Annotated in this window: 27 protein-coding genes; 11 read left to right on the top strand and 16 right to left on the bottom strand. The window is 74.2% G+C overall.

The window, feature by feature from the left end:
- The first annotated feature begins 5 nt into the window (after positions 1 to 5).
- Positions 6 to 839 (top strand): MetQ/NlpA family ABC transporter substrate-binding protein, encoded by an 834-nt coding sequence (locus J2X49_RS05945; protein WP_310123710.1) that lies wholly within the window; start codon positions 6 to 8, stop codon positions 837 to 839.
- A 47-nt stretch (positions 840 to 886) separates the two neighbouring features.
- Entirely contained in the window at positions 887 to 2,062 is a 1,176-nt protein-coding gene (locus J2X49_RS05940; protein WP_310123707.1) for a hypothetical protein, read from the top strand.
- A gap of 117 nt (positions 2,063 to 2,179) precedes the next feature.
- Here J2X49_RS05940 and J2X49_RS05935 read toward each other — a convergent pair whose 3' ends face one another.
- From J2X49_RS05935 to J2X49_RS05880, 12 genes are all read right to left on the bottom strand, one after another.
- Positions 2,180 to 2,944, bottom strand: coding sequence for an ABC transporter permease (locus tag J2X49_RS05935; protein ID WP_310123703.1), 765 nt, complete (start codon positions 2,942 to 2,944; stop codon positions 2,180 to 2,182).
- Positions 2,941 to 3,741, bottom strand: a complete 801-nt coding sequence (locus tag J2X49_RS05930; protein ID WP_310123701.1) for an ATP-binding cassette domain-containing protein — start codon at positions 3,739 to 3,741, stop codon at positions 2,941 to 2,943. The genes J2X49_RS05935 and J2X49_RS05930 overlap by 4 nt, the downstream gene beginning before the upstream one ends.
- On the bottom strand, positions 3,738 to 4,103 hold the full coding sequence (locus J2X49_RS05925) for a DUF1048 domain-containing protein (RefSeq protein ID WP_310123699.1): 366 nt from the start codon (positions 4,101 to 4,103) through the stop codon (positions 3,738 to 3,740). The genes J2X49_RS05930 and J2X49_RS05925 overlap by 4 nt, the downstream gene beginning before the upstream one ends.
- A gap of 2 nt (positions 4,104 to 4,105) precedes the next feature.
- A complete protein-coding gene (locus J2X49_RS05920) occupies positions 4,106 to 4,459 on the bottom strand; it encodes a PadR family transcriptional regulator (RefSeq protein ID WP_310123696.1) in 354 nt (117 codons plus the stop codon).
- A 171-nt stretch (positions 4,460 to 4,630) separates the two neighbouring features.
- Positions 4,631 to 5,371 carry a hypothetical protein gene (locus tag J2X49_RS05915; RefSeq protein ID WP_310123695.1) on the bottom strand — a complete coding sequence of 247 codons (741 nt, stop codon included), beginning with the start codon at positions 5,369 to 5,371 and terminating at the stop codon, positions 4,631 to 4,633.
- A gap of 17 nt (positions 5,372 to 5,388) precedes the next feature.
- Positions 5,389 to 6,108 carry a hypothetical protein gene (locus J2X49_RS05910; protein WP_310123692.1) on the bottom strand — a complete coding sequence of 240 codons (720 nt, stop codon included), beginning with the start codon at positions 6,106 to 6,108 and terminating at the stop codon, positions 5,389 to 5,391.
- A gap of 102 nt (positions 6,109 to 6,210) precedes the next feature.
- The gene (locus tag J2X49_RS05905; RefSeq protein WP_310123690.1) at positions 6,211 to 7,512 is read right to left on the bottom strand and encodes a hypothetical protein; all 1,302 of its coding nucleotides are present in this window, start codon (positions 7,510 to 7,512) and stop codon (positions 6,211 to 6,213) included.
- A gap of 74 nt (positions 7,513 to 7,586) precedes the next feature.
- Complete coding sequence (locus J2X49_RS05900; RefSeq protein WP_310123688.1) at positions 7,587 to 8,387, bottom strand: hypothetical protein; 801 nt, start codon at positions 8,385 to 8,387, stop codon at positions 7,587 to 7,589.
- A 123-nt stretch (positions 8,388 to 8,510) separates the two neighbouring features.
- Positions 8,511 to 9,305, bottom strand: a complete 795-nt coding sequence (locus tag J2X49_RS05895; protein WP_310123685.1) for a hypothetical protein — start codon at positions 9,303 to 9,305, stop codon at positions 8,511 to 8,513.
- Positions 9,306 to 9,394: 89 nt separating this feature from the next.
- Positions 9,395 to 10,195, bottom strand: a complete 801-nt coding sequence (locus J2X49_RS05890; protein ID WP_310123682.1) for a hypothetical protein — start codon at positions 10,193 to 10,195, stop codon at positions 9,395 to 9,397.
- 8 nt (positions 10,196 to 10,203) lie between these two features.
- The gene (locus J2X49_RS05885; protein WP_310123679.1) at positions 10,204 to 11,058 is read right to left on the bottom strand and encodes a hypothetical protein; all 855 of its coding nucleotides are present in this window, start codon (positions 11,056 to 11,058) and stop codon (positions 10,204 to 10,206) included.
- A complete protein-coding gene (locus J2X49_RS05880; RefSeq protein WP_310123677.1) occupies positions 11,055 to 11,642 on the bottom strand; it encodes an RNA polymerase sigma factor in 588 nt (195 codons plus the stop codon). Before J2X49_RS05880 ends, J2X49_RS05885 begins: the two co-directional genes overlap by 4 nt.
- Positions 11,643 to 11,954: 312 nt before the next feature.
- Between J2X49_RS05880 and J2X49_RS05875 the strand changes: the two genes are divergently transcribed.
- Positions 11,955 to 13,157: a histidine kinase gene (locus tag J2X49_RS05875; protein ID WP_310123675.1), complete on the top strand. Its 1,203-nt coding sequence runs from the start codon at positions 11,955 to 11,957 to the stop codon at positions 13,155 to 13,157.
- Positions 13,158 to 13,185: 28 nt separating this feature from the next.
- Here the strand turns inward: J2X49_RS05875 and J2X49_RS05870 are convergent, their stop codons facing one another.
- A complete protein-coding gene (locus J2X49_RS05870; RefSeq protein ID WP_310123673.1) occupies positions 13,186 to 14,889 on the bottom strand; it encodes a cell wall-binding repeat-containing protein in 1,704 nt (567 codons plus the stop codon).
- A gap of 81 nt (positions 14,890 to 14,970) precedes the next feature.
- On the opposite strand from J2X49_RS05870, the gene J2X49_RS05865 reads away from it, so the two are divergent.
- The 7 genes from J2X49_RS05865 to J2X49_RS05835 all read left to right on the top strand — a co-directional run bounded on the left by J2X49_RS05865 (position 14,971) and on the right by J2X49_RS05835 (position 20,526).
- Positions 14,971 to 15,663: a response regulator transcription factor gene (locus tag J2X49_RS05865; RefSeq protein ID WP_310123669.1), complete on the top strand. Its 693-nt coding sequence runs from the start codon at positions 14,971 to 14,973 to the stop codon at positions 15,661 to 15,663.
- Positions 15,656 to 16,063, top strand: a complete 408-nt coding sequence (locus J2X49_RS05860; RefSeq protein ID WP_310123666.1) for a DUF2834 domain-containing protein — start codon at positions 15,656 to 15,658, stop codon at positions 16,061 to 16,063. The genes J2X49_RS05865 and J2X49_RS05860 overlap by 8 nt, the downstream gene beginning before the upstream one ends.
- A gap of 197 nt (positions 16,064 to 16,260) precedes the next feature.
- Complete coding sequence (locus tag J2X49_RS05855) at positions 16,261 to 17,142, top strand: ATP-binding cassette domain-containing protein (protein WP_310123663.1); 882 nt, start codon at positions 16,261 to 16,263, stop codon at positions 17,140 to 17,142.
- Entirely contained in the window at positions 17,139 to 18,251 is a 1,113-nt protein-coding gene (locus J2X49_RS05850) for an ABC transporter permease (protein ID WP_310123661.1), read from the top strand. Before J2X49_RS05855 ends, J2X49_RS05850 begins: the two co-directional genes overlap by 4 nt.
- Positions 18,252 to 18,526: 275 nt before the next feature.
- On the top strand, positions 18,527 to 18,886 hold the full coding sequence (locus J2X49_RS05845; RefSeq protein ID WP_310123658.1) for a GntR family transcriptional regulator: 360 nt from the start codon (positions 18,527 to 18,529) through the stop codon (positions 18,884 to 18,886).
- Positions 18,883 to 19,797 (top strand): ABC transporter ATP-binding protein, encoded by a 915-nt coding sequence (locus J2X49_RS05840; RefSeq protein ID WP_310123655.1) that lies wholly within the window; start codon positions 18,883 to 18,885, stop codon positions 19,795 to 19,797. The genes J2X49_RS05845 and J2X49_RS05840 overlap by 4 nt, the downstream gene beginning before the upstream one ends.
- Positions 19,798 to 19,806: 9 nt before the next feature.
- Positions 19,807 to 20,526 (top strand): hypothetical protein, encoded by a 720-nt coding sequence (locus tag J2X49_RS05835; RefSeq protein ID WP_310123652.1) that lies wholly within the window; start codon positions 19,807 to 19,809, stop codon positions 20,524 to 20,526.
- 181 nt (positions 20,527 to 20,707) lie between these two features.
- Here J2X49_RS05835 and J2X49_RS05830 read toward each other — a convergent pair whose 3' ends face one another.
- From J2X49_RS05830 to J2X49_RS05820, 3 genes are all read right to left on the bottom strand, one after another.
- Positions 20,708 to 22,060 (bottom strand): deoxyribodipyrimidine photo-lyase, encoded by a 1,353-nt coding sequence (locus tag J2X49_RS05830; RefSeq protein WP_310123650.1) that lies wholly within the window; start codon positions 22,058 to 22,060, stop codon positions 20,708 to 20,710.
- A 104-nt stretch (positions 22,061 to 22,164) separates the two neighbouring features.
- Entirely contained in the window at positions 22,165 to 22,437 is a 273-nt protein-coding gene (locus J2X49_RS05825; RefSeq protein WP_128190696.1) for a hypothetical protein, read from the bottom strand.
- 142 nt (positions 22,438 to 22,579) lie between these two features.
- Positions 22,580 to 22,990, bottom strand: a complete 411-nt coding sequence (locus J2X49_RS05820) for a hypothetical protein (RefSeq protein WP_310123648.1) — start codon at positions 22,988 to 22,990, stop codon at positions 22,580 to 22,582.
- A 120-nt stretch (positions 22,991 to 23,110) separates the two neighbouring features.
- Between J2X49_RS05820 and J2X49_RS05815 the strand changes: the two genes are divergently transcribed.
- Entirely contained in the window at positions 23,111 to 24,160 is a 1,050-nt protein-coding gene (locus tag J2X49_RS05815; protein ID WP_310123645.1) for a low specificity L-threonine aldolase, read from the top strand.
- Positions 24,161 to 24,212 lie beyond the last annotated feature (52 nt).

The raw sequence follows: 24,212 nt of genomic DNA, 5'->3' as shown, positions 1-24,212 counted from the left end.
CCACCATGACCAGCACCCTCCGTCGCCGCGTGGCGACCACCGTCGTCGCCGGCGCCGCCGCGCTCGCCCTCGCCGCCTGCTCGTCGGGCGCCCCCGCCGAGACCGAGGCGCCCGAGGACGGCTCGCTCGGCACGATCCGCGTCGGCGCCCTGCCCGTGCCGGCCGGCGACATGCTCACCTGGGTCGACGAGAACCTGGCCGCCGAGGCCGGGCTCGACATCGAGTGGGTCGAGTTCACCGACTACAACACCCCCAACCCGGCGCTCACCGACGGCTCGACCGAGGCCAACCTCTTCCAGAACGCGACGTTCATGGAGACGTACAACTCGCAGGCCGGCGGCTCGCTCGTCTCGGTCGGCGAGGTCTACCTGCCCGCCGCCGCCTTCTACTCCGAGTCGCTCACGTCGCTCGACGAGCTGGGCGAGGGCGCCACCATCGCCATCCCCAACGACCCGACCAACGAGGCGCGCGCGCTCGAGATCCTCGCGGCCGAGGGCCTCATCGAGATCGCCGACGACGCGACGAACCTCGACGGCATCACCGAGAACCCCTCGAACTTCCAGTTCACCGAGGTCGAGAACGCCACCCTGCCGCTCGCGCTGCCCGACAACGACGCGGTCTTCGTCACCGCCTCGTTCGCGCTGCCGGCCGGCCTCACGCAGGAGCAGGCGATCCTCACCGAGGGCGACGACTCCGAGTACTTCAACATCCTCGCCACCACGCCCGAGCTCGAGGACGACCCCCGCGTCGAGGCGCTCTACGAGCTGCTGACGTCGGAGGAGACGCAGGCGTACATCCTCGAGACGTGGGGCGGGCTCATCGTGCCCGTCTCGGAGTGACGCCCGCGCCGCATCCCGCTGCGGCGGGTGAGCCGGCGGGGGCCGCGATGGGCGGTCCCCGTCAGCTCGCCGCATCCGTGCCGATCCGCGCCGCCTCGAGCGGCGCGCAGATCGCCATCCCGATCCTCGCCGTCGCCGTCACCGGCGACATCGCGCTCGGCGCGCTGCTCGTGGCGCTGTCGATGCTGCCCGGCATCGTCGCGGCGCCGCTCGTCGGCGCCCTGCTCGACGGCGCCCGGCACCCGCGTGCGCTGATGATGGCGGCCGCGGCCGGCACCGGGCTCGCCTTCGGCGTCGCCGCCGGGCTCGGACCCGTGCCCGTCTGGGCGGTCGCGGCGGCGCTCGTCGTGAGCGGCCTGCTGACGCCCTTCGGCTTCGGCGGGCTCTCGAGCTTCGTGGCCCCACCGGGGTCGGATGCGCGGCGCGCGTACGCGCTCGACGCACTGAGCTACAACGTGAGCGGCGTCGCCGGCCCGGCAGCCGTCGCGGTGCTCGCCCCCACGCTCGGGCCGCGCGCGGCCCTCATCGCGATGGCGGTCGTCGCGCTCGCCTCGGCCGCCGCGTTCGCGCTGCTGCCCGTGCAGCCGCGCGCGGCGGAGCGCGCCGGACTGCTGCGCTCCATGGCGGCCGGCATCGTGGCGCTCTCGACGCGACGCACGCTCGCGGTCGTCACCGCATCCGGCACCCTGGCCGAGCTCGGCCGCGGCATCATGCCGATCGCGGCGCTCGGCATCGCGCTCGCCGCCACCGGCGACGCGTCGCTCAGCGCCCTGATCGTCGCGGCTTTCGCCGTCGGCGCGCTGCTCGGCGCCGCGCTCGAGCCGCTGCGGCCGCCGGTGCTCTCGGCGCACGCGACGATGGGCATCGGCTACGCCCTCACCGGCCTCGCCACGATCGCCGCCGCGCTCGACCTGGGCCTCTGGTGGACGATCGCGCTCGTCGGCCTCTCCGGCCTCTGCACCGCGGCGCCGACGGCCGCGATGCTGCTGCTGCGCCGCACCGAGGCCCCGGAGTCGGTGGTCGCCCAGGTGTTCACCGTGGGCGCGGCGCTGCGCGGTGCCGCGGCCGCGCTCGGCACGGCGATCGCGGGTGCGCTCGCCGGCGTCGAGCCGCTGCTGCTGCTCGCCGGCTCGGGCGCCGTCTGGGTGCTGAGCGGTGCGGTGATGCTGGCGTTCCCGCGGCGCGGGCGCGGGCTGACCGGGGCGCATCCGATCGTCGGGTAGCGCCGCCCGGTGCTCGTCGCTCGCAGCTGCCCGTTGCTCGACCGGCTCCATGCGAGGCCGACCGGATAGTCCGGCCGGACGCACGCGGAGCCGGTTGACGAACGGGTGGGGCTGGGCTCAGCGCGTCCTGCGGCGGTAGACGACGAGCGCGAGTGCGTAGGCGCCCACGAGCAGCCCGACGAGCCACGCGAGCGCGACCCAGATCTCGCCGCCGACCGGCTGCTCGGCGAGCAGCGCGCGGATCGTGTCGACGATCGACGTCACCGGCTGGTGCTCGGCGAACCACGCGACGGGGCCCGGCATGGAGTCGGTCGGCACGAACGCCGAGCTGATGAACGGCAGGAAGATCAGCGGGTAGCTGAAGGCGCTCGCGCCGTCGACCGTCTTGGCCGAGAGGCCGGCGATCACGGCGATCCACGTGAGCGCGAGCGTGAAGACGATGAGGATGCCGGCGACCGCGAGCCACGCGAGCGGCGAGGCGCCGCTGCGGAAGCCGATGAGCAGCGCGACCCCCACGACCACCGCGACCGACACCATGTTGGCGACCAGCGACGTCAGCACGTGCGCCCACAGCACGCTCGAGCGCGCGATCGGCATCGACTGGAAGCGCTCGAAGATGCCGCCCTGCAGGTCGAGGAACAGCCGGTAGGCCGTGTAGGCGATGCCCGAGGCGATCGTGATGAGCAGGATGCCCGGGAGCATGTAGTCGACGTACGAGGTGCCGGCGCCGGTGTCGATCGCGCCGCCGAGCACGAAGACGAACAGCAGCATGAGCGCGATCGGCGTGACCACGGTGGTCACGATCGTGTCGGGGCTGCGCAGGATGTGGCGCAGCGACCGGCCGGTCAGCACGCGGGTGTCGCTGAGGGCGTGAGTGGTCATCGCGGTTCCTCCGATGCGGTCGCGGATGCGTCGTCGTCGCCGACGAGGGTGAGGAAGACGTCCTCGAGGGAGGGGCGGCGCTCGACGTACTCGACCGTCGCGGGCGGCAGCAGCCGCTGCAGCTCGGCGAGCGTGCCCTCCTGGATGATCGTGCCGCGGTGCAGGATCGCGATCCGGTCGGCGAGCTGCTCGGCCTCCTCGAGGTGCTGCGTCGTGAGCAGCACGGTGGTGCCGCCCGCGGCGAGCGCCCGGATGGTCTGCCACACCTCGATGCGCGCCTGCGGGTCGAGGCCGGTCGTCGGCTCGTCGAGGAAGACGATCGGCGGGCTGCCGATCAGGCTCATCGCGATGTCGAGCCGCCGGCGCATGCCGCCCGAGTAGGTCGCGGCCATGCGGCCGCCGGCGTCGCCGAGCGAGAAGCGGGCGAGCAGCTCGTCGGCCACCGCGCTCGGGTGCGGCACGTGCCGCAGGCGGGCGATCAGCTGCAGGTTCTCCCGGCCGCTGAGACGCTCGTCGACCGCCGCGAACTGCCCCGTGAGGCTGATCGACTCGCGCACGCGGGCCGACTCCTCGACCACGTCGAAGCCGGCGACGCTCGCGACCCCCGCATCCGATCGCAGCAGCGTCGACAGGATGCGCACGAGCGTGGTCTTGCCGGCGCCGTTCGAGCCGAGGAGCGCGACCACGCTGCCCGCGGCCACGTCGAGGTCGACGCCCCGCAGCACATCCAGGCTCCCGAACGACTTCTCGATGCCGCGCACCCGGATGGCCGGGGGCGCGAGCGCGATGCCGCTCATGACTGCTCCTCGTCGGCGCGGTCGATCGCCTCGGTCAAACGCGAGCGCTCCTTCTGGATCCACTGCCCGTCGGCGTAGTTGCGGATGAACGTGTCGGCGAACTCGACCGGGTCGTCGCCGACGATCGCGCGGACGGGCGTGCCGTCGGCCGCCGCCTGCTCGAACAGGTCGGCGAGGTCGTCGAGCATGCGCATGATCACGTCGCCCTTGACGATCGCGCCGGCGTAGGTGATGTAGCGCTCGATGCCGTCGATCGCGGTGCGGTAGGCGGTCGGCAGCTGCTGCTTGCGTGCCTTGTAGCGGCGCCAGCGCCGCTTGTCGTCGAACGATCCGGTGACCAGCTCGATCCATCGTGCTGCCATGGTCAGGCTCCTTCGTCCTGCGGTGCTGCGGTGCGGGTGGTGCGGAGGTGCTCGATGCGCTCGGCCAGGAAGCTCCACGTCGACCAGAACTCCGCGAGGGCCTCGCGGCCGTGCGCGTTCAGCGAGTACACCTTGCGGGGCGGGCCCTTCTCCGACGGCACCTTCTCGACGTCGACGAAGCCCCGCTGCTCGATGCGCACGAGCAGCGCGTAGACGGTGCCCTCGGCGATGTCGGCGAAGCCCTCGTCGCGCAGCCGCGCGGTGATCTCGTAGCCGTGCGCCGGGCGCACGGCCAGGATCGCGAGGATCATCCCCTCGAGCGTGCCCTTGAGCATCTCGGTCGCCTGGCGGCCCACGGCGCCCCTCCGTCACTACTCAGTTATGCTGACTACTACTAGATAGTAACACTGAGTACCGCGAGCGCAAGAGGCGGCTCGGTCGTCAACCGGCTGGGTGCGACTCCGACCGGATGATCCGGTCCGGCGCACGCGGAGCCGGTCGACGAACGGCCGGCGGTGCGGCGCAGCTCAGGGCATCGCGTACTGGTCGACCGGCATGAGGTCAATGGTGGCCATCACGTCAAGGATGCGCGCGACGTCGTCCGATGCGAGGTACTCCTCGGCCTCGGCCTGCGAGCGGAAGATCGGGCGGTCCTGCCCCTGCTGGAAGACCAACGAGTGCAGGCGGCCAACGCTGTCGAAGCCCACGTACGACTCGGGCGATGGCTCCTGGCCGCCCGGCATGAGGGCGGTGTGCGCCTCGAACCGGCCGTCGCTCATGGCTCTCCAGTACGCGGTCGCGACGAACCCGTCGACCGTCTCCCTCGTCGCGACCGTGCCGACCTCCGACACCGCCCCGGCATCGCCCTCATGCCCGTCGTAGTAGTGCAGCGCCCCACCGCTCGGCGGCAGGAAGGCCACCACGTTCGCCCACTGCTCCCGCCCGTCGTGGTTGACGCGCAGCTCGCTCGTGTCCTCGACCGACCAGTCGGCCGGGATGCTGATGCGCATGGTGCCGTTCTGCGTCTCGAACGTCACGACCTCCGGCTCCTGCGTCGGGGTCGGGGTCGGGGTCGGGGTCGGGGTCGGGGTCGGGGTCGCCGACTGGGTGGCCGCGGCGGTCGGCTCGGGCGTCGCGGTGACGCTCGGGCCCGTCGACGGGACAGGCGCTCCGGGTGCCGTCTGCGCGCAGCCCGCGAGTCCGACGGCGGCCGCAGCCAGCGCGGCGACGACGGCCATCGGCCTCCGTCGCGATCGGGTGTGCAGCATCAAGGCTCCTCGCTCGCTCACGGCATCGCGTCGCGCGGCACGTCGACCTGCTCGAGCGACGCGAGCACGTCGAGCAGCTCGGCGACCGCCGGGCTCTCGAGGCAGGCCAGCGCATCCGCCTCGTCGACGACGTCCTGGCACGGCTCGAGCACCGTGAGGTCGGCCATGAAGTGCGCCAGGCGCGTGTCGCCCGCCGGGAAGATGCCCCACGGCGCCTCGTCGCCGGGCATCACCGAGACCTGCGCGAACACCTGCATGCCCGCCTCGTCGACGATCCACCAGCTCGCGGCGGCAGTGGCCAACCCCTCGTCGTGCGGCAGCGCCGACGCGATCGCGCGCTCCTCGACGACCGCCCACTCGTCGGTGACCGCGCCGATCGCGTCGACCGCGCCGTCGGTGTAGAGCAGCACCTCGCGCCCCTCACCGTCGAGCACGTGCACGGTGTTCATCCACTGGTCGCGCCCGTCGTGGTCCATGCGCACCGCGCTCGCGTCGCGCACGCTCCAGCCGGCGGGCAGCGCGAAGCTCGCGTTGCCGATCTGCGTCGTGAAGGTCTCGCCGGCCTCGGCGGACGGGGTGGCGGATGCCGTGGGCTCGGCCGTGGGCGCCGCGGACGTCGGGGCGGGCGGTGCAGACGTGGCCTCCGGGGCGGCCGGCGCGCTGCACCCGGCGAGGACCGTCGCGGCGAGGAGCAGGGCGCCGAGTGCGGCGGCGCTCGGCTGGGGGCTGGTGCGCATGCGGACCTCCTCGCTGGGGCCGACGGATGCTCGGCGTACCCAGGCATGTCCGGCAGCGCCGCGCAGGTCACATCCTGCCGTTCTCCGCCCGGTCGCGCGGCCTCAGTCGGGCGGCATCCGCGCCGGGTCGTCGTGCAGCGCGTCGAGCGAGGCGACCGTCAGCAGCATGAGCTCCTCGAGCTCGCTGTCGAACCACGCGACCGCGTGCTCCGCGCCGACGTCGTCGCCGGTGAGCGGGGCGCTGCCGAACGCGCGGCAGAGCGTGGGCCTGCACACCGTGCCGTGCGGCCACTGGCCGCCGCCCGCATCCGTCAGCCCGATGCCGACGAACGGGCGGTCGCCCTCTTGCTCGACCGCCCACGACGCCGCCTCCCAATTGTCGGCGGTCGGGCGCACCTCGCCGATGCGCCACTGGGGCCCCGGCGGTGCGCCCGGCGACAGGTGCGCCTCGTCGGCGTAGACGAGCACGGCCGTGCCGTCGGGCAGCGCGAGCGTGACCCGGTTGCGCCACAGCTCGCCGCCGCCCGCGGCCGCGACGCGCTCGCCCGCCACGTCGATGCGCCACTCCATCGGCACGAGCATGCTCGAGGTGCCGTTCGCCGTCTCGAACGGCAGCAGCGTCGTGCCGCCGGCGACGACGCCGACGTCGGCCGGCAGCGCGAAGGGGTCGACGAGGTCGAGGCGCACCGTCGCCATCACGTCGAGCGCGCCCGCCACCGCCGGCTGCGCGAGGTAGGCCTCGACCTGCGCCTGCGTCGCGAAGCGCGGCGTCTCCTCTTCGATCCAGAAGGTGAGGGCATGCGCGCGCTCGACGCCGTGGAACGCGACCGTCCCCGCGCTCGACGGTTCGGCGTCGGCGCGCAGCAGCGCGACGCACGGCACGAACATGCCGTCGGGCGGCTGCTCCCAGAAGGCGACGGCGATCAGCCCGCCCGCGACCCCGCGGCGCGCGACGACACCTGCGCGCGCATCCGTGGTCTCCGGCGGCGCCCCGACATCGTGCCCGTCGGCGTAGACGAACCGCTCGCCGCTCGGCCCCGTCACGATGAGCCGGTTGGTCCACTGCTGCCTGCCTTCGGCGCCGACCTCGAGGCCGCTGCGGTCGTCCACCTGCCAGCCCTCGGGCACGCGGATGCGCATGGTGCCGTTGCGCGTGGCGACCTCGGTGCCGTCGGCGGCGGGGGTCGGCGTCGCGGTCGGGCTGCTGCCGGGCGCGGCCGACGGCTCCGCCGACCGGCTGCCCGAGGGCACCGGCTCGACCCCCGGGCTCGGCACGCCCTGCGACTCGCCGGGCGCCGGCGGCGGCCCGCCGACCTGCGCGCACGCCCCCAGCCCCGTCGCCAGGCCGAACGCGATCGCCGCGAGCGTGATCGTCGCCACCCGGCGACGCGGCGGGGTGCGCATGGCTGGATTGTCCGCCCGGATCGGCCAGAGCGCACTCCCCCAGTTTCGCTCGGGCGGTCCGTCGCGTCACACCGTCACGGCATCGCGTCCCAGGGCACGTCGTGCAGCTCGAGCGACGCCAGCACAGCCACCGCAGCCACCGCCGCGGGACTCGACAGGCACCCCTCGGCCGACGCCGCATCCGCCATCGCGTCGCAGCCCTCGATCGCGCCGAGGTTCGCCGAGAACACCCCCAACCGCCCCTCGGCCTCCCGGATGTACGTGTTGGGCGGGCCGCTGTCGCTCGCCCCGGTGATAGCCGCCATGACCTGCAGCTCGCCGCCCGGCAGCTCCATCCACCACGACCTGGCCGCGAGCTCGCCGGTGCCGGGCGACCGGGCGATCGCGCGCTCCTCGACGACCCCCCAGGGGATCTCGCCCCAGCCGACGTCGGAGAGGTAGCCGTCGCGGTAGTGGAGACGCTCCCGGCCCTCGTCGTCGACGAGCACCACCTGGTTGACCCACTGCTCCTCGTTCGCGTAGTTGGTGCCGACGGTGCTGGTGTCCACGGCGCTCCAGTTCACGGGCAGCGTGAACGTCGCCGTGCCGTTCTGCGTGGTGAAGGATGCACCGGTGAGCGCGGGCTCGTCGTCCCTCGGCACGAGGTCGGCCGCCGGCGATGCCGAGGGCGCGGCTGTCGGCTCGGTGGTCGCTCGGGGCGGCGCGGCGGTCGCGGTCGGGTCGGCCCCGTCCGCGCTCGCCGACGGCCGGGGCGGCGCCGACGTGCTGGTCGCCTCGACGCCGGGGAGCGTGCAGCTCGCCACCAGCGTCACCACGACGACGAGGGTGCCGATCGCGCCGGCGATCGCGGCGGCGGCGGGTGCGTTCGTGCGCATGAGGGCCTCTTCTCTGCGGCCCGGCGGCCTGGGCGGCTCCGGTCTTGCTGAGACATGTCCGGCAGGGCGCTGCGGTCACAGCACGCGCCCCGGCCGGGCCCCGCGCAGCGCGCCGACCGGGCGCTACTGCAGCTGCAGGATGACCCAGAGCCTCGCTCCGGGCGGGCCGGTCAGCTGGGTGAGCGCATCGGCCGCGAGCACGTCGTCGATGACCGCCGCCTCGTTGGGCATGCACTCGGCCGTCGCCTCGCCGATGGCGATCGGGCCTGTCGTCGTGCCACACCACGCGACGACATCGACGAGGAGGACGTCGGTGGCGCCCAGCGCGGCGATCTGCTCCGCGGTGAAGCTGCCGCCGTGCGGGCGGCGCTCCACGAGCGGCATCCGCTCGCGCGGGCCGATCCGGGCGTACACCTGGGCGTCGGCGCCGGGAACGGCGTAGTCGATGAACCCACCGGTGTCGACGCCGCAGATCATCTGCCGCCAGCTGGCCTCCGACGCATCCGTCGCCGTGCCGTCGTCGATCCAGATCTCCATCGGGTTCGTGCAGCTGATGGCGAGGTCGTACAGCTGCCCGTCCTCCGGTGCCGGCCCGCCCGTCTCGAGCTCGACCACCTGCGGCTCCGGCGCGGTCGGCTCGTGCGCCGCCGTGGGCTCCGGTGCCGCGGTTGGCGGCGTCACCGTGCCCGGCCCCGCTGACGCGGTCGGGCCAGGGTCGTGCGCGACGATCGGCGTCGGCGACGGCGTCGCGGTCGCCGAGCCCGACGCAGCGGGCGGCGGCGGCGCCTCCCCGACCGGCGCCGAGCTGCCGGTGACCGCGGTGCCGGTCAGGGCGCATCTGGTCATCGTCATCGCAGCCACGAGCAGCGTGCCCAGGGCAGCGCCGATCGTGGCGGCAGGCGATTCGGTGGTGCGCATGGCGGGCTCCTCGAGCGTCGGTCGGCGTCGCGGCATCCGCCGCACTCCGACATGTCCGGCACTGACACCGCGGTCACAGCGCATCGCGCTCACGGCTCTCCGAAGAAGAGCGCGTAGCCCGGGAAGCGCACCGACGGCCCGAGCGGTGGCGGCGTCGCCAGCCCCTCGGTGGCGAGCAGGCCGTTCACGACTACCGGGCCGGGGATCGCCTCGCACGCCAGATCGCGGCCCACGGCGTCCGAGGGCGGGGGCACGCAGAGGATCTCCGCGACGACCGGGCCCTCGATGCCGCGCCCGAGCTCCGTCGCGGTGGGCACCGCACCCGGGTCGACGACCACCACCGTCGCCCAGTGCTCCTCGGGGTCTCGCGGCGTGTAGTACTGCTGCTCGACCACCGGCAGCGCGCCGGGCTCGACGGGCACGCCGTAGAGCACGAGGATCGGCGGCTGCTCGTCGATGGTCGCGAGCCCCGGCGCGCAGAGCACCTCGAGCCCGGCGACGCGCACCGCCCAGCCCACGGTGCAGGCCGCGTAGACGTCGACGGTGTCGGTCTGCAGCGAGGCGCGGACGACCGGCTCGGATGCGCGCCACTCCGGTTCGGAGTGATACGGGTTCGGCGGCGCCGACAGCGGCATGCTGGGGATCTCCGGCGGGGCCGGCGCGGTCAGCGGCGCCGCGGTGCCGGCCGACGCCTCGGGCTCGGGCGAGGGGGTGGCGCTCGGCGCAGGGCTCGGCGTGGACGGCGGAGTCGCGCTCGGTGTCGGCGAGGCGGCCGAGGGCGTCGGTGCCGGTGCCAATGCGCCCGGCTGGCCGCACGCGCTGAGCAGCAGCGTCGCGCCGAGCATGGCGCCCATGAGCATCCGGCGCGCATGCCCGGGAGCGGATCGCATGCCGCTCATCATCGCTCGATCACGAAGGTGATGAAGCCGTTGCGTTCCGTGATCCGCGGCACGAGCTCGTCGGGCCCGAACGGCACGCCCCACGCCGCCACCGACCGTGCCTGCTCGTCGTCGTCGCTCCACGAGCACTCGAAGCTGACGCCGCCGACCACCGTCGGGGCGTCGCCGAAGCAGATGACGTGCACGGTGGCGGTGCCGCCCGTGCCGGTGCCGGCGGGCGCCTCACCCGCGGGCACCTCGCGCACGACGCCGTCGAAGTCGTCGGACACGACCAGCTCGTCGTCGTCCCAGTCGGAGAAGTACGGGCGGTCGAGCTCCACGGCGACGGTGCCGGGCTGCAGCGTGGTGCAGTCGATCCACGGCTCGTCGCCGAGCGAGACGGTGCCGGTGCCCTCGCACAGCACGTAGATGTCGGTGCGGCGCTCGACCTGGCCTGGGTCGTAGCCGCCTCCTGCCCCCGCGTCGCCGCTCTCGAGCGGGATGGTGCTCGTGACGAGCGGCTCGCCGGCTGCGACGCCGTCGAAGCCCGGCGGAGGGGTCGGCTCGGCCGGGGCGCTCTCGGTCGGAGCGCTCTCGGTCGGCTCGGGCGCCTCGGTCGGCCCGGGTGCGGGCGGGGCCGTCGGCTCGGCAGTGGTCGACGTCCCCGGCCCGGCCATGTCCTGCTGCGCGGCGCCTCCCGCCAGCGCCTGCACGCCCAGCACCGTGCCCGCCGCGATCACGACGGCCGCGAGCGCCCCGCCCGCGATGGCTCGGTTGCGGGCCCGCTCGCGCATCCGCTCGCGCACCGCCATCGTCGACAGGCCCTGACGCATCCGCGCCTTGAACGCATCGCTCATCGGCTGCTCGTCGCTCATGCCGTCACCTCCTCGACGGCCGTGCTGATACCTGCGGCCTCGAGGCGGCCGCGCAGGCGCTGCTTCGCGCGGTGGATGCGGGTCTTCGCCGCCCCGTAGCCGACGCCGATCGCCGCGGCGGCGTCGGCGAGCGGCAGCCCCTCGAGCATCACGAGCGCGATCAGCCGCGCATCCGCATCCGGCAGCTCGCGCAGCGCCTGCGCGACCGCCGACCCGGCGTCGAGCCGCTCGAGGCGGTCGGCTGCGACATCCGCGGTGTCGGGCGCGTCGGGGCCGAGCGGGATGTGCGCGATGAGCCGCTCGTTGCGGCGGATGCTGCGGCGCGCGTTGCGCGCGCAGTTGGTCGTCGTGACGAGCAGCCACGGGAGCACCGAGTCGTCGACGATCCGCACGCGCGCCCGGCGCCGCCACGCCTCCGCGAACGCGGCGGCCGTGACGTCCTCGGTGTCCTGCCGGTGCTGCATCAGTCTCCAGGCGTGCCGCCACACGCGATCGCCGTGCCTGTCGAAGATCGCCGCGAACGCGACCCCGTCCCCTCGCACGACGGCGCGCCACAGCTGCGCGTCGGTCTGCGAGAGGTCCACATCCCGGATTGTCCAGGTCGCACCGATCGGTTACACGCGGGCGCGCCGCCCCGTCGGCACCGCGGCCTCGAGGGCGCCGATCCCCCTCCAGCACAACGCAAGCCCGCGCGGCCCACCCGGCGGCGGAACGCCGCCGCCCGACCCATCCGCCGCGGAACGCGGCTGGCGGGCTTGCGTTGTGCGCTGGGGAGCGCGGCGGCCGAGCCCCCGGGCGCGCCCCCACCCCACCCCTCCCCCGCCCGGCGGAGGCGACCCTGCGCATCCGCCCGCCGACGGAGGCGCGCCCGCGACGCGCGCACCTAGGCTCGGAAGGTGCGCCGAGCCCCCGATGCCAGATCGCTGCGATCCGACGCGATCCTCGCGATCGCGCTCGCGGCGGCCGGCTGCGTCATGGTCGCCCTCAGCGCCACGACCGGGCTGCAGCTCACCGAGGTGCCGCTGTGGGCGCCGATGCTCGCAGCCGTGCTGCTCGCCGCGCCCCTCGTGCTGCGCCGCCGCCACCCGGTGCCGGTCGCTGCGGCGCAGATCGTCATCTACATCGTCGCCGGCGAGGCGGGCGCCCTCGAGCTGTACGTGTCGCAGGTGGCGCTCTTCATGGGCATCTACTCGATCGGCGCGTGGGAGGCGAACCGCCGCCTCGCGCACTGGTCGCGCGTCGTGATCGTCGTCGCCATGGCGGTGTGGCTGGCGGTCTCGGCGATCCGCGGCTTCTCGGAGCCCGAGACCGGCGAGCGCGGCGTGGCCGCCTACTTCGCGCTGCTCATGATCCAGGTGGTCATCAACGCCGCCTACTTCGGCGGCGGCTGGATCTTCGGCGATCGCGCCTGGCGCGCCGCCCTCGAGCAGGAGCAGCTCGACGCCGCCCACGCCGAGATCCAGGCGCAGCAGGCGCTGCTCGCCGACCAGGCGGTCTCGCTCGAGCGGCTGCGCATCGCCCGCGAGCTGCACGACGTCGTCGCGCACCACGTCTCGGCGATGGGCGTGCAGGCCGGTGCCGCGCGGCGGGTGCTCGCGGCCGATCCCGAGCGGGCGGCGGATGCGCTGCGGCACGTCGAGCAGTCGGCTCGCGACGCGATCGGCGAGCTGCGGTCGCTCGTGGTGACGCTGCGCTCGGAGGACGAGCCCACCGGCGCGCCCGACCTCGACGCGCTGCCCGAGCTCGTCGCCTCAGCCGGCGCGAGCGGCCAGCGGGTGGCGCTGCAGACGATCGGCGAGCCGCGCCCGGTGACGCCGATGGTGGGGCTCGGCGCCTACCGGGTGGTGCAGGAGGCGCTCACGAACGCGCGCAAGCACGCAGGCCCGATGGCGCAGGTCGACGTGCGCGTGCGCTTCCTCGACGACGAGCTCGAAGTCGAGGTCGCCGACGACGGGCACGGCGGCGGACCGGGCTGGCACGGCGCGGGCGCCGGGCTCGTCGGCATGCGCGAGCGCATCGCGGCGCTCGGCGGCGCGCTCGAGGTGGGGCCGCGCTCGCGCGGCGGCTGGCTCGTTCGGGCACGGGTGCCGTCGCGCTGACGCGGGTCGGGCTCGGGCGCCGGCCGCCTCAGCAGCTCGTGTACCGCGCGGAGGCCTCCGAGATCGTCGGGGTGCCGCCGAGCACGAGCACGTCGTCGGGCATGAACGTGATGAGGGCGCTGCGCGTCGTGGCCGGCATGCAGCTCGGCCCGGTCAGCAGCAGCGGCGCACCGGTCGCGCCCGCGGCCGCGGCGCCGGCGAGCGCGTCGGGGAAGCCCGTGCCGCTCGCGACGTACGCCGAGCCGACGTCGCGGAACAGGCGCGAGAGCTGCACGGCGGTCGCGTAGCGGTCGCTGCCGGCGTAGCGCTGCACCGTGCGGCCGCCCGCGGCGAGGCCCGAGGCGATCCCCTGCGAGACTGAGGATGCGTCGCCGACCACCCCGGCCCATCCGACCCCCAGGCCCTGCAGCGTCGCGAGCGTGGCGGCGTCGGCCTGCGCCGACCGCCCGTCGACGAGCAGCACGGGGCCGTCGCGGAGCGCCGCGGCCGGGCCGGCAGCGAGCGCGTCGGGGAAGCGGATGCCCGTGGCGACGAAGGCCGACGCGGCGGAGTCGAAGGCGTGCTCGGCGATGAGCCGACTGGTCTCGTAGCGGTTGACGCCGCCGAGCCGCACGACTTCGCGGTTCGGATCGAGCGCCTGCACCGCGGTCTGCACCGCGGCCGACACCGACGGCTCGGCGCCGACGATGACGACCTTCGCGGGCCGCAGTCGCCGGATCTCGTCGAGCACCGCCTGCGGGATGGAGCCCTGGGGCGTGAGCAGCACCGGGCCGCCTTCGTGCGCGGCGGCGGGGCCTGCGGCGAGCCCGTCGGGAAAGTCCTGGCCGCTGGCGAGGTAGACGACCGGGGCGGTGGTCGCGAATGTGCGGCGCGAGATCTGCACGGCGGTGGCGTAGCGGTCGGCGCCCGAGACGCGCGTCGCCGTCGGCAGGGTGATCGTAGGGTCGCCGAACCAGTCGGTCCAGATGCGCCAGGTGTTGCGGTTGCCGTAGGCGGAGCAGGTGTCGCCCGAGCCGTAGAGGTTCGCGAGCGCCGCGGCGTTGGGCTGGTAGGGCGTGTAGTTGTAGAGGCCCGCGGTCGCGAGGTTCTCGATGTAGACGGGGCTCGAGCCGCAGGCGGCGTTCGGGTGGAAGAGCACCTGGTTGGTCTCGCCCGCCTGGTGGCGGTAGTTGTCGGGCAGCGCCGCATAGCGGTTGAACTGCCGGGCGGCGAAGTAGACCTGGTAGTAGAAGCCGCCGTAGGTGGAGTTGCAGGGCGACGTGTCGGGGCACGCGAACCCGGTCGCTCGCTCGTAGCGGATGCTCGTCGGCTTCGTGTGCGAGACCAGCGACTGCTCCTTCTCGAGCAGCACGAGCAGGAACCGCTGCGAGATGTCGCACGCGGCGCCCACGCGCGCGATGATGCTCGCCGCCGACTCGTCGCTCGTCGCCGCCAGCGCACCGCAGTACGCGTCGGCCGGGATCGCGACCGTGCTCTGCCGGTAGCGGTTGAGGCACGTGTAGCCCGCTTCGCACCCGCGGTGCTTCGACTCGATGAACGCCTGCACCTGCGCCGCGCTCATCGCGCCGCCGTCGTAGAGCTGCTGGTCGGAGACGAGGAAGCCTGGGTCGAAGTCGGCGGCCTCGGCCGCGACAGCCCGGTCGGCGATGCCCGTGGGCGGCGCGACGGTGAGCAGCGCGCCCATGAGGGCCGCAACCACCGCGGTGACGATCAGACGAGGTTTCGTGCGCATCCTGCAACCATTCCGTGGGGGCAAAGCTCTGACCAGAGTACCGGCCGGGCTCCGCGGCGCAACGGCCGATACCGTGGGCGCGTGACGCGCATCCTGCTGGTGGACGATCAGGCGCTCGTGCGCGCGGGCTTCGAGACGATCCTCACGAGCGAGCCCGGCTTCGAGGTCGTCGGCCAGGCGCGGGACGGCGCGGAGGGCGTGCGGCTCGCCGCCGAGCTGCGGCCCGACGTGATCTGCATGGACGTGCAGATGCCCGGCATGGACGGCCTCGCGGCGACGCGCGCGATCACCGCGACCTCGGCGCATCCGGCCGTGCTCATGCTCACGACCTTCGACCGCGAGGACTTCCTCTTCGAGGCGCTCTCGGCGGGCGCGAGCGGCTTCCTGCTGAAGACCGCCGAGCCCGAGCACCTCATCGACGCGGTGCACGCGCTCGCCCGCGGCGACGCGCTGCTGAGCCCCGAGGTGACGCGCCGGGTGATCGAGCGGTTCGCGGCGACGCCCGCCGCGCCCCCGGCCGACGCGACCGACGGCGCCGGCGCCCGCGAGGCATCCGCCCCGCCCGCGCTCGCGCAACTCACCGAGCGCGAGCGCGAGACGCTGCTGCTGCTGGCGCGCGGACGCTCGAACGCCGAGATCGCGAAGGAGCTCTTCGTCGGCGAGGCCACGGTGAAGACGCACGTGTCGAACGTGCTGCTGAAGCTCGGCATCCGCGACCGCATCCACGCCGTCATCTGGGCGTACGAGCACGGGGTGGTGGCGCCGCGTGGCTGACGAGCCGCGCTCAGGCGGACCAGCCGACCGCCCGGCGGCGCCGCGAGGGCCAGGGGTCGCGATCGCGTGGTTCGTGCTCTCGGCGGTCGGGCTCGTCGGCACCTGGTGGTTCAACATCGCCTTCATCGCCGAGGCGGGCGGGCTCGGCTACCTCGAGGGCTGGTTCGCGAACGCGGCCGCCTCGTCGGCCTCGGTCGACCTGCTCGTCGTCGCGGTCGCGGCGTCGATCTTCATGCTCGTGGAGGGCGCGCGGCTCGGCTGGGCACGCTGGGTGTGGGCGCTCGTGCTGCTGAGCGGGCTGACCGCGATCGCGTGCACCTTCCCGCTGTTCCTCGGGCTGCGCGAGCTCGCGCTGCGGCGCCGCGAGCGCGCCGCAGCCTCGCCCGTCACGCCCGCCTGACGCCCCCGCCTGACGCCCGCGCCGCCCGTTCGTCGACCGGCTCCGCATCACTCCGGCCGGACTATCCGGTCGGAGCGGCACCTGGCCGGTCGACGGACGACAGCGAGTCGGACGACGGCCGCTCCCCCGCCCGGCGGAGCCGCAAGTCCAGCCTCGCGGGGGAGGCCCGCCGGCGCTCGCGACCGTAGCGTCGGAGCATGCTCTCCATCCGCTCGATCTCCCGCTCGTTCCACGGGCACCAGGCGCTGCGCGACGTCTCCTTCGACGTGCACGACGGCCTCATGACCGGCTTCGTCGGCGCGAACGGCGCCGGCAAGACCACCGCGATGCGCATCATCCTCGGCGTGCTCGCGCCCGACAGCGGCTCGGTCGAGGTCGACGGCCGCCCGGTCACCGCCGACGACCGCGCGCAGTTCGGCTACATGCCCGAGGAGCGGGGGCTCTACCCCAAGATGCAGGTGCTCGAGCAGCTCGTCTACCTCGGCCGCCTGCACGGCATGAGCCGCATCGACGCCTCGCGCCGCGCCGACGCGCTGCTCGAGCAGCTCGGGCTCGCCGAGCGCCGCGCCGACACGCTCGAGTCGCTGAGCCTCGGCAACCAGCAGCGGGCGCAGATCGCCGCCGCGCTCGTGCACGAGCCCACCGCGCTCGTGCTCGACGAGCCCTTCTCCGGCCTCGACCCGATGGCCGTCGAGACGACGCTCGAGGTGCTGCGGGACGTCGCGCGCGCCGGGGCGCCCGTGCTGTTCTCGAGCCACCAGCTCGACGTCGTCGAGCGGCTCTGCGACTCGCTCGTCATCCTCGCCCACGGCGAGGTGCGCGCCGCCGGCACCCGCGAGCAGATCCGCGCGGCGCACGCCCGCCCCGAGTGGGTGCTGCAGACCGGCGACGCCGGCTTCGTGCGCGGCATCCCCGGCGTCGAGGTGCTCGAGTTCGACGGCGGCCACGTGCGCTTCACCGCCGCCACCGACGCCGACGCCGACCGCGTGCTGCGCGAGGCGATCGAGCGCGGCGCCGTGCGCAGCTTCTCCCCCGTCGCCCGCCCGCTCACCGAGATCTTCCAGGAGGTCGTCCGATGACCGCGCCCACCGCATCCGCCCCCCACCGCGGGCGCACGCCCTTCGCCCAGGCGGTCGGCATCGTCGCCGAGCGCGAGATCGTCACGAAGGTGCGGTCGAAGAGCTACCTCATCTCGACCGCGATCCTGCTCGCGCTCATCCTCGGCGCGGTGATCTTCTCGTCGGTCGGCCCCGAGCTGTTCGACCAGGACACCCGTGTCGCCACGACCGCCGAGCTCGCCTCGACCCTGCAGGGACTCGACGGGCTCGCCGTCGAGACGCTGCAGGGGGCGGATGCGGTGCGGCAGGCGGTGCTGGACGGCACGGCCGACGCCGGGGTCGTCCCCGGCGACGGGCCCTCCGGCCTCACGGTGCTCGCCGATCGCGAGGCGCCGAGCGACCTGTTGCAGCTGCTGAGCGTCGCACCCGCGCTCGAGCTGCTCGACCCCAACGCGCCCGACCCCATGCTCACCTACTTCATCGGGCTCGCCTTCGGCGTCGTCTTCTTCTCCTCCGCCATCACCTTCGGGCAGACGATCGCGCAGTCGGTCGTCGAGGAGAAGCAGTCGCGCATCGTCGAGATCATGCTCGCGACCGTGTCGGCGCGGGCGATCCTCGCGGGCAAGGTGCTCGGCAACTCGGTGCTCGCGTTCGCGCAGATCATCCTGATCGCCGCGGTCGTGCTGCTGGGCGGGGCGATCACCGGCTCGCAGCTGCTGCTCGACGGGCTTGGCATGCCGATCGTGTGGTTCGTGCTGCTCTTCACCGTCGGCTTCGTGATGCTCGCGGCGCTCTACGCGGCCGCCGCCGCGCTCGTCTCCCGCGCCGAGGACCTCGGCACCGCGACGAGCCCGATCATGATGCTCGTGATGATCCCGTACTTCCTCGTGATCATGTTCAACAACAACCCGCTGGCGCTGCAGATCATGTCGTACGTGCCGTTCTCGGCGCCCGTCGCGGTGCCGATGCGCGTCTACCTGCAGACGCAGCAGTGGTGGGAGCCGCTGCTGTCGCTCGCGGTGCTCGTCGCCTTCACCGTGCTGGTCATCGGCTTCGCGGCCCGCGTCTACGAGCGGTCGCTGCTGAAGACGGGCGCCGCGGTGAAGTGGAAGGACGCGCTGAGGGCGTAGCCGCGTCGCTCCGTCCGCAGCGCCCCTCCGCACAACGCAAGCCCGCCGGCTCCGCTCCGCGGCCTCCTCGCCCCTCGCGGCGCAGACGCCGCCGGATCGCGCCGGCGGGCTTGCGTTGTGCGCGCCCACGCCGCGCGCGGTGAGCCGGATCCAGCGACCCGCTTGACGACGCGCCGGTTCCATGGTTCATTAGTCGAGTAATGAACCAACGTGGTGAGCCGCGCAGCTCGCCCAGGATGTGCGCGCATCCGCCCCACCCACCCAAGGAGGCAGCCATGCTCGACGACAGCAAGCCGCTGTTCGTAGCCGTGGCGGAGCAGATCGAGGACGGCATCCTCGACGGCACCTACCCGGAGGACGGCCCCGTGCCCTCCACCAACGAGCTCGCCGCCTTCCTCCGCATCAACCCCGCGACCGCCGGCAAGGGCCTCGGCCTGCTCGTCGACGCGGAGGTGCTCATCAAGAGGAGAGGGATCGGCATGTTCGTCGCCCCCGGCGCCCGAGAGGCGCTCCGCCAACGACGCAGGCTCGCGTTCGAGGACCAGTACATCGCTCCCCTGCTGCGCGAGGCAGAGCAGCTCGGCATCAGCCCCGACGACCTCGCGCGCATGATCACGAAGGAGTTCGCGCGATGAGCGCCATCGTCACCACCGACCTCGCCAAGCACTACGACGACGTGCGCGCGCTCGACGGGGTCTCCGTCACCCTCGCCGAGCACCGCATCCACGGCCTGCTCGGGCGCAACGGGGCCGGCAAGACCACCCTCATGCAGCTGCTGACCGGCCAGGTGTTCGCCACCGCCGGCGAGATGCGGGTGCTCGGGCAGAGCCCGGTCGAGAACGCAGAGGTGCTCTCGCAGACGGCGTTCATCCAGGAGAGCCAGCGCTACCCCGACACGTTCCGTGCCGTCGACGTGCTGCGCATCGCGGCCGGCGCCTACCCGCACTGGGACCAGGCCTACGCCGACACCCTCGTCGCGCAGTTCCAGCTGCCCGAGCGGCGCATGATCAAGAAGCTCTCGCGCGGCCAGCTCTCGGCGATCGGCATCGTCATCGGGCTCGCCTCCCGGGCGCCGATCACGTTCTTCGACGAGCCCTACCTCGGCCTCGACGCAGTGGCCAGGCGGATGTTCTACGACCGCCTGCTCGCCGACTTCAGCGAGCACCCCCGCACCGTCGTGCTCTCCACGCACCACATCGACGAGGTCGCGAACCTCCTCGAGCACGTCGTCATCCTCGACCAGGGCCGCGTGCTGCTCGACGCCGACACCGACGAGCTGCACGACGCGGCTATCACCGTCTCGGGCCGCGCGGCCGACGTCGACGCGTTCCTCGCCGGGCGCGAGGCGCTCGACCGCACGCAGCTCGGCGGGCTCGCGACCGCCACGCTCTCCACGCGCGACGGCGACGAGCGCGCAGCCCGCGAGGCGGGGCTCGACGTCTCGCCCGTCTCCCTCCAGGAGCTCTTCGTGCACCTGACCACCGCATCCGCCACCGCTCCGGCCACCGCCGGCGCCGACCCCGCGACCGACGTCGCGACCGTCTGAGGAGCCGCCATGCGCATCCGCAACGTCGTGCAGCTGCACACCGTCAACCGCCTGCAGGCCTTCGGCTGGCCGCTCATCATCATGTCGCTCTCGCTCTCGCTCGTGCTCATCGTCGGCGCGCTCGTGGTCGGCGTCGGCGGCGCCGACGCGCGCACCGGCATGAACACCGGCATGCAGTGGAACGGCGCGATCTTCGCGCTGCTCGGGCCGCTCATCGGCTTCGGATTCACGGCGATGGGGCAGTACTTCCCGCTCGCGCTCGGCCTCGGCCTCACCCGCCGCGAGTTCGCCGCCGGCACCGCGCTCGTCTTCGTCGGCAACGCCGCCTTCTACGCCGTCGTCGTGACGATCGGCAAGGTCGTCGAGGTCGCGACCGGCGGCTTCGGGCTCGGCGTGCGCTTCTTCGACACCTTCTACACGGGCATCGGCGCGTGGTGGCAGACGCTCGTGCAGACCTTCCTGCTCATCCTCGCGGTGATGCTGGTCGGCGCGGCGATCACCACCGCGTTCCACCGCTGGGGGCAGTCGTTCCTCTGGGTGTTCTGGATCGGGCTCGCCGCGGTCGTGCTCGCGGTGGTCGCGGGGGCGCTGCTGTCGGATGCGTTCCGGGCGGCGGCGATGGATGTCCTCGGCATGGGCTGGGGCGGCTGGATGGTCGTGATCGCCGGCTTCGCTGCGCTCGGCGCGGCGGTCTGGCTGACGCTCGTGCGGCGGGCGCAGGCCCGCTAGTCGGGGCGGCCGCGGCGCCCGGCGCCGCGCACCCCGCGCACAACGCAAGCCCGCAGGCCGCGTTCCGCGGCGTCCCGGCCGCCCTCGGCCGGAGCGCCGCAGGATCGCCGCGGCGGGCTTGCGTTGTGCATCCCCTCGCGCAGCGCGGCGGGGCGCGGCGGGCGGCCGGCGGGCGCCCGGGTCAGCGCTTGACGGCGGCGAGGCGCGCGAGCGCCTCCTCCCGCTCGGCCTTGTGGTCGAGGATGCGCTCCGGGTAGCCGTGCGCGGAGCCGTCGGGCACCCTCCACGGCTCGTGCACCGCGGCGCCCGCGATGTGCCGCAGCTCGGGCACCCAGCGGCGCACGTAGTCGCCGTCCGGATCGAAGCGCTGGCCCTGCAGCACCGGGTTGAAGACGCGGAAGTAGGGAGCCGCGTCGGTGCCGGTGCCGGCCGTCCACTGCCAGCCGTGGTTGTTGGACGCGAGATCGCCGTCGGCGAGGTGCCGCAGGAAGTGGCGGGCGCCGTGCAGCCACCACACGTGGAGGTCCTTCGTGAGGAAGCTGGCCGTCACCATGCGCACGCGGTTGTGCATCCAGCCCTCGGCGAGCAGCTGGCGCATGCCGGCGTCGACGAACGGGAAGCCGGTGCGCCCCTCGCACCACGCCTCGAAGAGCTCGCCCGGCTCGTCGTAGGCGATGCCGCGCAGCTGGTCGCCGTAGTCGTGCCAGGCCGAGCGCGGGTGGTGCAGCAGCACGTCGGCGTAGAACTCCCGCCAGGCGAGCTCGGTCTGGTAGCGCTTCAGCGAGCGCTGCGCCGCCGCGCTGCGGCTCGGTGCAATGCGGTCGAGGTCGGCGAGCAGCGTGCGCGGATGCACGGCGCCGAGCTTGAGCGCGATCGACAGGCGGGAGGTGCCGTCGAGATCGGCGCGGTCGCGGGCGGTGTCGTAGTCGTCGATCGCGTCGTCGAGGAACTCGTGCCACCGCTCGAGCGCGCCCTCCTCGCTCGCCCAGCCGAGCTCGGCCGACGTCTCGGGCGGCTCGGGCAGCGGCTCGCCCTCGGCCCGGCGCACCCAGCGGGTGCCGGCCGGCAGCTCGGCGGGCGCCCGCCATCCGTGCTCGAGCCACGCCTTCGAGAAGGGCGTGAAGACGCGGAACGGCTCGCCGTCGCGCTTGCGCACGCGCCCCGGCGAGACGGCGTACGGGGTGCCGGTCGCCACGAGCGGCACGTCGAGCCCCGCCTCGACGCGGGCGTCGCGCCGACGGCCACCGGGCGTCGCCTCGCCCGAGACGTGCACCGCATCCGCCCCCACCTCGGCGGCGAGCGCGGGGATGACCTGCTCGGGCCGGCCGCTGCGCACGATGAGGGCGCCGTCGGTGGCGCGGTGCAGCGCGGCGAGCGCGGTGCGCAAGGCCGCGGTGCGCGGCACGCCCGCATCCTCGAACGCCGGATCGACGACGAAGACGGGCAGCACCTCGCCGGCCTCGGCGGCGGCGGTGAGCGCCGGGTGGTCGTGCACCCGCAGGTCACGGCGGAACCACACGATCTGCGCACCCATGCGGGCAGGCTACGCGGCCCGGCTCGACGTCAGCCGTTGGGCCCTGACGACCGGCGGCCGGGCGGACGCGGATGCGCGCGCCCGGCCACCGGGGCGTCGTCGCGTCAGCCGAGCGGGTCGGCCTGCTCCTGCTCGTCGGGCGCCGGCACGGGGTGCGGGTGCACGCCCGCGTCGAGGTGGCGCGTCGCGCCGGGCACGTCGGCGCCGTCGTGCGGCCTGAGGCCCTCGGCCTCGCTCGCGACGTCCTCCGCCCCGTGGTCGGCGACGGGCTGGTCCGGTCGCTGCTCGGCGAACTCGAACTCGCCCGGGTCGGTCGGGCGCTCGTCGGGCACGTGCTGGTCGGTCGGGTGCTGTCCTGCGTCCATGCGCTCGGGCATCCGGTCTCCCTTCCTCGCGGTCGGCGCCGGAGGGCGCCGCTGCTCCCGCGCCCGGCAGTGTGGTCGCTCGACCTGTGCCGACCCTGAGCGGGCGCGCCGCGCGGCGGGACCCGACCCCGTCGGGGCTGGGTCCCGCCTGTGGTCAGTGGCGCGGGTCGTGCCGCTCGGCCTCGTCGACGACGGCGGGACCGGTGCCGTGCTCGGGCGAGTCGGCGTCCTGCACGGGCGAGCCCTCGCCCGTGGGCGACGGGCCGAGGCCCTGCGCGGGCGAGGCGGCATCCTGTGTGGCGCCGTCCCCGGCGGATCCGCGTGCGCCCTCAGCCGGCGAGGCGGCGTCGCGCACCGGCGAGCCGGAGCCGTCGGACTGCGAGCCGAGCCCTTCGACCGGCGAGTCGGCGTCGTCGTCGAGGTGCGTGCCGGCCACGTGGTGGCCGTGCTCGTCGTGGTGGCCGTGCTCGCCGTGGTGCTCGTGCCCCTCGTGGCCGTGCTCGCCGTGCTCGTGCTCGTGCTCGTCGTGCCGGCCGTGCTCCCCGGGCTGCGATGCGTGGTTCATGCGCTCCTCCAATCGTCGCGCGGCTCCGGCGTCGTCGCCGGCCCGCGGGTCTCCCTGCTCCGCATTCTGTCGCGAAGCTCCTGCACGCGCACCCATCAGCTCGTCTGCGAGGATCGTCCCGTGCAGCAGCTCCACGACGCGGATCGCCGCGGGTTCGCCTCCGACAACTACTCCGGCGTGCACCCCGCCGTGCTCGCGGCCGTCGCCGCGGCCAACGGGGGCCACCAGACCGCCTACGGCGCCGACGACTACACGGCGCGGCTGCAGGAGGTCGTGCGCGGCCACTTCGGCGACGCCGCCGAGGCGTTCCCGGTCTTCAACGGCACCGGCGCGAACGTGCTCGCGCTGCAGTCGCTCCTGCCCCGGTGGGGCGCGGTGATCGCGGCGAAGAGCGCGCACATCAACGTCGACGAGGGCGGCGCTCCCGAGCGCGTCGGCGGCATGAAGCTGCTCACCGTGCCGACGCCCGACGGCAAGCTCACGCCTGCGCTCATCGACCTCGAGGCGTGGGGCTGGGGCGACGAGCACCGGGCCCAGCCGCTCGCGGTCTCGATCACGCAGTCGACCGAGCTCGGCACGCTCTACACCCCCGACGAGATCCGGGCGATCGCGGACCACGCGCACGAGCGCGGCATGCTGCTGCACGTCGACGGCGCGCGGCTGTCGAACGCGGCGGTCTCGCTCGGCACCGACCTGCGCGCGTTCACGACCGACGCGGGCGTCGACATCCTCTCCCTCGGCGGCACGAAGAACGGCGCGATGGGCGCCGAGGCGGTCGTCGTGCTCTCGGAGGGCGCTGGCGAGGGCCTCCTGTACCTCCGCAAGCTCAACATGCAGCTCGCGTCGAAGATGCGCTTCATCTCGGCGCAGCTCGTCGCGCTCTTCGAGGGCGACCTGTGGCGCGAGAGCGCCGCGCACGCCAACGCCATGGCGACGCGCCTGCGGACCGCGGTCGAGCAGGTGCCCGGCGTCGGGTTCGCCTACCCCACGCAGGCGAACGGCGTCTTCGCGCGGCTGCCCGAGGGCGTCGCCGACCGGGTGCGCGAGCGCTTCTTCTTCTACGACTGGGACGCCCCGGCCGGCGAGGTGCGCTGGATGTGCACGTGGGACACGACCGAGGACGACGTGGATGCGCTGGCGCAGGCCGTGCGGGAGGCCGTCGGCGCGTAGGCGCGCGCCCGTCCGGCGCGACGCGGCCGGCGCACGACGAGGCCCCGGCGGT

The sequence above is a fragment of the Agrococcus sp. BE272 genome (assembly GCF_031457935.1).
Classification (GTDB): domain Bacteria; phylum Actinomycetota; class Actinomycetes; order Actinomycetales; family Microbacteriaceae; genus Agrococcus; species Agrococcus sediminis.
The sequence above is the reverse complement of the archived record's forward strand: the minus strand, read 5'-3'. Positions and strand labels throughout refer to the sequence as shown.